Origin of the sequence: Streptomyces sp. NPDC048484 (genome assembly GCF_040651415.1) — a bacterium.
In the GTDB taxonomy this organism is placed as follows: Bacteria; Actinomycetota; Actinomycetes; order Streptomycetales; family Streptomycetaceae; genus Streptomyces.
The window spans coordinates 22,540-30,290 of sequence record NZ_JBEZJY010000076.1; the positions used below are offsets into that span (position 1 = coordinate 22,540).

At 70.2% G+C, this 7,751-nt stretch carries 7 protein-coding genes; 2 read left to right on the top strand and 5 right to left on the bottom strand.

Annotation, left to right across the window (positions count from 1 at the left end; genetic code table 11):
- Positions 1-76: 76 nt before the first annotated feature.
- Together AB0D14_RS41850 and AB0D14_RS41855 are read right to left on the bottom strand one after the other, a co-directional pair.
- The gene (locus AB0D14_RS41850) at positions 77-934 is read right to left on the bottom strand and encodes a hypothetical protein (protein ID WP_362789832.1); all 858 of its coding nucleotides are present in this window, start codon (positions 932-934) and stop codon (positions 77-79) included.
- Positions 931-1,497, bottom strand: a complete 567-nt coding sequence (locus tag AB0D14_RS41855; protein ID WP_362789834.1) for a SigE family RNA polymerase sigma factor — start codon at positions 1,495-1,497, stop codon at positions 931-933. Before AB0D14_RS41855 ends, AB0D14_RS41850 begins: the two co-directional genes overlap by 4 nt.
- A gap of 135 nt (positions 1,498-1,632) precedes the next feature.
- Between AB0D14_RS41855 and AB0D14_RS41860 the strand changes: the two genes are divergently transcribed.
- Positions 1,633-3,084, top strand: a complete 1,452-nt coding sequence (locus AB0D14_RS41860) for an NCS2 family permease (RefSeq protein WP_362789837.1) — start codon at positions 1,633-1,635, stop codon at positions 3,082-3,084.
- A 111-nt stretch (positions 3,085-3,195) separates the two neighbouring features.
- Here the strand turns inward: AB0D14_RS41860 and AB0D14_RS41865 are convergent, their stop codons facing one another.
- The 3 genes from AB0D14_RS41865 to AB0D14_RS41875 form a co-directional block, all read right to left on the bottom strand.
- The gene (locus AB0D14_RS41865) at positions 3,196-4,644 is read right to left on the bottom strand and encodes a penicillin-binding transpeptidase domain-containing protein (RefSeq protein ID WP_362789840.1); all 1,449 of its coding nucleotides are present in this window, start codon (positions 4,642-4,644) and stop codon (positions 3,196-3,198) included.
- 125 nt (positions 4,645-4,769) lie between these two features.
- On the bottom strand, positions 4,770-5,252 hold the full coding sequence (locus AB0D14_RS41870; protein ID WP_362789843.1) for a GNAT family N-acetyltransferase: 483 nt from the start codon (positions 5,250-5,252) through the stop codon (positions 4,770-4,772).
- A gap of 1 nt (position 5,253) precedes the next feature.
- Positions 5,254-6,027 (bottom strand): IclR family transcriptional regulator, encoded by a 774-nt coding sequence (locus AB0D14_RS41875; protein WP_362789845.1) that lies wholly within the window; start codon positions 6,025-6,027, stop codon positions 5,254-5,256.
- A 131-nt stretch (positions 6,028-6,158) separates the two neighbouring features.
- Here AB0D14_RS41875 and AB0D14_RS41880 point away from each other — a divergent pair, with 131 nt between their 5' ends.
- Positions 6,159-7,688: an aldehyde dehydrogenase (NADP(+)) gene (locus tag AB0D14_RS41880; RefSeq protein WP_362789847.1), complete on the top strand. Its 1,530-nt coding sequence runs from the start codon at positions 6,159-6,161 to the stop codon at positions 7,686-7,688.
- The last annotated feature ends 63 nt before the right edge of the window (positions 7,689-7,751 follow it).

Below are 7,751 nucleotides of genomic sequence, written 5' to 3' on the forward strand. Positions count from 1 at the left end.
GGAAGACGTGGCGTCTCCTGGTCGCCACCCGGACGGAGGGGGTTGCCGCACGTCGGAAGTTTTTCGGCCCCGGGCCCTACGAGTCGCCGTCGCTGTCACCGTCGGCGGGCTCGGTGCGCGAGAAGTCGCCCGCCACGTCCAGCTCTTCGCCGCCGGCCCGGGCGCCGGCCGAGTACGTGTCGTCCCCGGCGTCGCGGCCGCCGCGGTCATGGTCGTACTGGCCCGCGAAGACCCACTCGCCCGGCCACACCGTACGGCCCGGTTTGAGCACCCATGTGTAGACGAGGAAGCCGTTCTTCTCGGCGACGGTCACCGTGAAGTCGTCCTCCGGCGCGGAGCGCCAGGCACCCGCCGAGGTGACCCCGCCGGTCTGCCTGACCCGCAACACGACGGACAGCGCGGTGAGTTGCCGGCTCGTCTTCACGGTCACATCGCTCTGCGCCCAGAAGTCGTTGCTGTGCGGGTCGACCGAACCGTCCGACCACAACGGGCCGTCTTCGGCCCTGCCGCCCGCGGGCGGCTCGGCGGGGGCGGAGCTCTCGGGCCTGGCCGTGGGGGAGGCCGGAGGGCTCGGACGGTCCGGGGGAGCCGACGACCTGGTCGGCTCCGGCGGGAGCGGGGCGCGGCTCGACGCCTCCTCCCGCGGCGAGGGGTCCGGACTGGGCGTGACCGCCACCGTCTGGTCGTTCGCCTCCGAACCCTTCACCGCCGACGCGACCGTGTAACCGCCCACCGCGAGCACGCCCGCGACCGCGGCCGTGGCGCCGACGACACGGAACCAGCCGAGCGGGGACGGGTGCGGGGAGGGACGTGTCACGCTCTCCTCGCCGGCCATGCCGCGTTCGACGCGGGCCAGGATGTGCGCGCGGTCGGGCTCGTGCGCCTCGGCCGAGTCCCGCAGCCGGGCGCGCAGTTCGTCGTGCACGTCGTTCATCGTCCCCTCCCCTCGGCCCCACCGGCCCGCAGCGCCGCCGCGTGCATCCGCCGAGGGGCCTCCTGGGGTCCCAGCAGCCGCTGCAGCTCCGCCATCCCCTTCGAGGTCTGGCTCTTCACGGTACCCACCGAGATCCCGAGGGCGAGCGCGGTGTCCTTCTCGGAGAGGTCGAAGGAATGGCGCAGGACCACGCACGCCCGTTTGCGGAACGGCAGTCTGCGCAGGGCTCCCTGGACATCCACCATGCCGGGCACGTCGGGGTTCTCGGTCCTGTCCTCGCGCTGCGACCAGAACAGCGTGATCCGACGGCGTTCGCGCACCGCGCTGCGAATCCGGCTGCGGGCCATGTTGGCGACCACACCGCGGGCGTACGCCACCGGGTGGTCGGCCGCGCGTACCCGGTCCCAGCGGTGCCACAGCGCGAGCAGGGCGTCCGCCGCGAGATCGTCGGCCGCGTCCGACTCGCCCGTCAACAGGTGGGCCAGGCGCGCCAGTTCGGCGTAGTGGCGCTCGAAGAAATCATGGAACTCCACAGAGGCGGCGTCGTCGACGACAGTGCCCACGGGCGACCTCTCCCTGTCGGGTTCCTGCATATCCGTAACACGATGAAAACCTGAAACAGGTTCAACGAGGGAACAATCCAGCCACCATCCGCACACCCGGCGCACCTGACGCACAGGCAACGAGGAGCATCCACCATGTCCGAAACGAAGAAGGTCGAAGACCGGCCCGGCGCCGGACCACCCCCGGTGAACGGCGTCGACCGGTTCTTCAAGATCTCCGCCCGGGGGTCCACCTTCGGCCGGGAAGTACGAGGCGGCTTCGCCACGTTCTTCACGATGGCCTACATCCTCGTCCTGAATCCCATCATCCTCAGCAGCGCCGAGGACAAGTTCGGCCGGCAGCTCGACAGTGTGCAGCTGGTCACCGCCACCGCCCTGGTGGCCGCGGTGATGACGATCGTCATGGGGGTCGGAGGCAACCTGCCGCTCGCGCTGGCCGCCGGTCTCGGTCTCAACGCCGTCGTCGCCTTCCAGATCGCCCCGCTGATGAGCTGGGACGACGCGATGGGCCTCATCGTCCTCGAAGGACTGCTGATCTGCGTCCTGGTGGTGACGGGACTGCGCGAGGCCGTCATGCACGCGATCCCGCAGCCGCTCAAGCAGGCGATCAGCGTCGGCATCGGGCTGTTCATCGCGTTCATCGGCTTCGTCGACGCCGGATTCGTCAGCCGTATACCGGACGCCGCCAACACCACCGTGCCCGTGCAGCTCGGCGGTACGGGCACGCTGGCCGGCTGGCCGATCCTGGTCTTCTGCCTCGGCGTGCTGCTGACCATCGGGCTCCTCGCCCGCAAGGTCAGGGGCGCGATCCTGATCAGCATCGTGACCATGACGGCCGTCGCGGTCGTCATCAACGAGATCGCGGACGTCAAGAGCTGGGGCCTGACCACGCCCCAGGTGCCCGACGACGTGGTGGCCTCGCCCGACTTCGGACTGCTCGGGGACTTCAGCCTGTTCGGTGCGTTCGGCGAGGTCAGTGTGATCACCGTCGTGCTGCTGGTGTTCACGCTGATCCTGTCGGACTTCTTCGACACCATGGGCACCGTCGTCGGCATCAGCGCCGAGGCCGGACTGCTGGACGAGGAGGGCAAGGTGCCGGGCCTGGGCCGCATCCTGCTCATCGACGGCGCCGCGGCGGTCGCGGGCGGCGCCTCGTCCGCCTCCTCGGCCACCTCGTACATCGAGTCGGCGGCCGGCGTCGGCGAGGGCGCCCGTACGGGCTTCGCGAACCTGGTCACGGGCGGGCTGTTCGCCTTCGCGCTCTTCCTGACCCCGCTGCTGACCATCGTCCCGATGCAGGCGGCGGCCCCGGCCCTCGTCGCGGTCGGGTTCCTGATGATGACCCAGGTCAAGCACATCGACTGGGACCGGTACGAGATCGCCATCCCCGCGTTCCTGACGATCGCGGTGATGCCGTTCACCTACTCGATCACCAACGGCATCGGTGCGGGATTCGTGGCCTACGTCGTCATCAAGACGGTGCTGGGGAAGACGAAGGAGGTGCACTGGCTGCTGTGGGGAACGGCGGTGCTGTTCCTGGTCTACTTCGCGATCGATCCGATCGAACAGATCCTGGGCGTGAAGTAGCCCTCCCGGCGTGGTTGTTCGCCCGCGCCCTGAAGGGGCGCGGGGAACTGCGCGATCAGCCCCCACCGGTCGGCACCCGACCGCCGGCCAACCGCCCGCAACCGCCGGTCCTCAGCCGAGCGCCGCCCGCATCATCGCCTCGGCGACCGGCGCGGCCAGCCCGTTCCCGCTGACCTCCGACCGCGCCGCGTTCGACTGCTCGACCAGCACAGCGACAGCGACCTCCTTGTCCGAGGAGTCGGACTTCGCATAGGACGTGAACCAGGCGTACGGCGTCTTGCTGTTGTTCTCCCCGTGCTGAGCCGTTCCGGTCTTGCCACCCACGGTCGCCCCGGAGATCTGGGCGTTCGTCCCCGTACCGTCTTCCACGACCGTCTGCATCGCCGACTGGAGCTGCTCGGCCGTGGACGAGCTGACGATCTCCTTGCTCTCCGTGTCGTCGTCGTAGTTCTCCAGCACATTGCCGTCCGCGTCGCTGATCTGCGACACCATGTGCGGCGACACCAGCTTCCCGTCGTTGGCGATGGCCGCCGACACCATGGCCATCTGCAACGGCGTCGCGGTCACGTCGAACTGCCCGATACCCGTCAGCGCCGTGGACGACTTCTCCATGTCCGACGGATACACGCTGGTGTACGCCCGTACGGGCACGTCCTGCGACGTGTCGTTGAAGCCGAACTTCTCGGCCATCGCCTTCAGCTTGTCCTGGCCCAGATCGACGGCCATCTTCGCGAAGACGTTGTTGCACGAGTACTGGAGCGCGACGCGGATCGACGCGTTCTCGCACGGCGCCGACTTGTTCTCGTTCGCCAGGACCTGGGTCGTACCCGGCAGCGTGTACGGGTTCTCGCTGTCCGTTTTGTCGTCCACCGAGGAGTACAGACCGTCCTCCAGCGCGGCGGCCGCGACGACCAGCTTGAACGTCGAGCCCGGCGGCAGCGGCTGGCGCAGCGCCCGGTTCGTCATCGGCTTCTCGGGGTCCTTGGCCAGCCTGGTCCAGGCGTCGGAGTCGCCCGTGCTGATCACCGAGGGGTCGTACGACGGGGTGGACGCGACGCCGAGGAGCCTGCCGGTCTTCGGGTCGATCGCCACGGCTGCGCCCTTTTTGTCACCGAGCGCCTTGTAGGCCGCCTTCTGCACGGCCGGGTCGATGGTGGTGATCACATCGCCGGGGTCGGAACGCTTGCCGGTGACCGTGTCGAGCGGGTCCTTCAGCCGGTTGTCCGTGCCGTCCAGCAGCTGTTGGTAGATGCCCTCCAGCTGCGTGGCCCCGAACACCTGCGAGCTGAACCCGGTGACGGCCGTGTAGAGGCTGCCGTCGGGGTACGTACGCTTGTACTTGAGGTCGTCGCCCGTCGTCTTCGCGGAACCGGTGACGGCGTCGCCACCCACGATGATGTTCCCGAGCGGGTATGCGTACTGCTCGATCGCGTTCCGCCGGTTGTCCTTGCTCTCTGCGAGCGCCTGGCCGTCGTAGAACTGCACCCAGGTCGCTCTGACCAGCAGAGCGAACACGAGCAGCAGAGTGAAGACGGAGGCGCGCCTGATCGTTTTGTTCATCCCGCTCTGAAAGACGAGCGGGATGCGGCTGACGTTCCCTTCACCCCGTTTTTCTCATGCGCTGTTCATGGTCCCGTTCGTGGCGCCGTTCGCAGACCCGTCTCCGCCGCACGGGGGAGGCGGGCTCAGCTCCGCAGCGACAGAACGATCTCGTCGATCTCCGTCCCGCGCGCATTCGCGAAACCGCGAGCGTGAGCGGTGACGTGAAATCCGCACTTCTCCAGGACCCGTCGTGACGCGACGTTGTCCGCCGCCGCCCGCGCGTACAACGGGCGTTCGGGAACGGCGACGAGCAGCGCCCGCAGAGCCGCCGTGGCGATACCCCGCCCCCAGTAGGCACGGTCGATCCAGTAGGTGACCTCGCGCTCGCCCGGCGCCCCGTACACCGCCGCGCTCCCGACGACGTCACCGTCGGCAAGGATCGTGCGGTTCACGGCGTCCGAGGCCCGGACCCGCTTCCAGTGGGCGTCGAAGGCGTCCCGGTCGGTCGGGTCCTTCGCCGTGAAGGCGGCCATCCGCGCGGACTCGGGATCGTTCATCAGCCGGAAGAACACCGGCAGATCGCTGTCGTGGACCACACGCAGCGTGACCTCGGCGCCGAAGTCCATGTCAGAGCCTCCGGGTCGCGAGTGTCAGCCGGTCCCGCGCGTCGAACAGCGCGTCCTTCACCATCTGCTCGTGCGCGGGCGTCAGCCTCGCCACCGGCACCGAGCAGCTGATCGCGTCCCGGGCGGGCGTCCGGTAGGGGATCGCCACGCCGAAGCAGCGCAGCCCCAGCGTGTTCTCCTCGCGGTCCACCGCGAACCCCTGCTCCCGCACCTGGTGCAGCTCCTCGATGAGCTTCTCCCGGTCGGTGATCGTGTGCTCGGTCAGCCCGGGGAGCGTCTCCGGCAGGAGTTTGCGGACCTGCTCGTCCGGGTGCGTCGCGAGCAGTGCCTTGCCGAGCGACGTCGAGTGCGCGGGCAGCCTGCGCCCCACGCGCGTGAAGGGGCGCAGGTAGTGCTGCGACTGGCGGGTCGCGAGGTAGACCACGTTCGTGCCGTCGAGGCGGGCCAGGTGGATCGTCTCCGTCGTGTCGTCGGAGAGGCGGTCGAGCGTCGGCCGCGCCGCGGCGACGACCTCGTCACCGTCGATGTACGACGTACCGACGAGCAGCGCCCGTACGCCGATGCCGTACCGCGTGCCCGTCGCGTCGGTCTCCACCCAGCCGAGCTCGACGAGCGTGCGCAGCAGCATGTAAAGACTGGATTTGGGGTACCCGACGGCCTCCTGCACGTCTGCCAGGGAGTGCATGCCGGGGCGCCCGGCGAAGTACTCGAGCAATTCAACCGTCCGCACCGCGGACTTGACCTGCGCTCCGCCGCCCGTCTCGCCTGCCGACATCGGCCTTGACCCCCTAGTTCGCCGGGAAATAGTCTCGACAGCATATTCACCATCAGAGACAGCGTTCAGCATATCGAACGCCCCTGGTGAGTGGCACATGAACTGCGGCATTACATCTGGAGGGACCCTCGGTGGCAGCAGCACCAGTCTGGAGTGTCGACCCCCGAACCGGGAAGCAGCGCGAGCAGGTTGCGGTGGAAGCCACAGCCCAGGAGGTGGACGAGGCCGTCCGCGCCGCGCGCGCCGCCCGGGGGGCTCTCGCCGACCGCACGGTCCGCGCGGCCTTCCTGCGTACCGCGGCCGACCAGCTCGAAGGCGCCAAGGAACACCTCGTGGAGGCCGCCGACGCGGAGACCGCGCTCGGCCCGGTCAGGCTCACGGGAGAACTCGCCCGCACCTGCTACCAGCTGCGGGCCTTCGCGGACATCGTCGACGAGGGCGAGTTCCTCGGCGTCGTGATCAACCACCCCGACGACACCGCGACGCCGCCGATCCCGGACCTGCGCCGCTACAAGGTGCCGCTGGGCGTCGTCGCCGTCTACTCGGCCTCGAACTTCCCCTTCGCCTTCTCGGTGGCCGGCGGCGACACCGCCAGCGCGCTCGCCGCGGGCTGCCCGGTCGTCGTCAAGTCGCACCCGGACCACCCGGGTCTGTCCGAGCTGGTTGCCTCCGTCGTGCGCCGGGCCGCCGCCCAGCACGACATCCCGGACGGTGTCCTCGGCCTGGTCCACGGCTTCGAGGCGGGCGTCGCGCTGGTCAAGCACCCGCTGGTGTCGGCCGCCGGTTTCACCGGTTCGGTACGCGGCGGACGCGCCCTCTTCGACGCGGCGGCCGCGCGGCCCGCGCCGATCCCGTTCCACGGCGAGCTGGGATCGCTGAACCCGGTCGTGATCACCGAGGCCGCGGCCGCCGAGCGCGGCGAGGCCATCGGTACGGGGCTCGCGGGCTCCATGACACTGGGCGTCGGCCAGTTCTGTGTGAAGCCGGGCCTGGTGCTGGCGCCGGCCGGCGCGGCGGGCGACCGGCTGCTGAAGTCCCTGACGGACGCGGTGAGCGACACCGACGCGGGCGTCCTCCTCGACCACCGCATGCGCGACAACTTCGTCGCGGGCGTCGCCGAGCGCGCCGGGCTCCCCGACGTGGACGCCCCGGTGACGCCGGGAGCGGGCGGTGAGCACACGGTGAGCGCCGGTTTCCTGACGGTCGCGGCGCGGAAGCTGGCATCCGAGGGCGAGTACGACCTGCTCCTCGAGGAGTGCTTCGGGCCGGTGACCGTGGTCGCGCGCTACGAGGACGAGACCGAGGCGAACGCGGTGCTCGCGCGGCTCCCCGGCAACCTCACCGCGACGGTCCACCTCTCCACGGAGGAGGCCGCGGGCGAGGGACGCGGCGCGGAGATCCTCGCCGAGCTGACGCCGCTCGCGGGGCGGGTGCTCGTGAACGCCTGGCCGACGGGGGTCGCCGTGGCTCCGGCCCAGCACCACGGGGGGCCGTATCCCGCCACGACGTCCACGTCCACGTCCGTGGGCGGGACGGCCATCGAGCGGTGGCTGCGGCCCGTCGCGTACCAGAACACGCCGGAGGCGCTGCTGCCGGCGGAGTTGCGTGACAGCAACCCGCTGGGGCTGCCGCGGCGCTACGACGGGCGTCTGGAGCGGTAGCGCACCGCCCGGCGCGCCCCTTGCCGGGCTCCCCACCGCCTCCGGGCGGGACCCTCGCGGGTC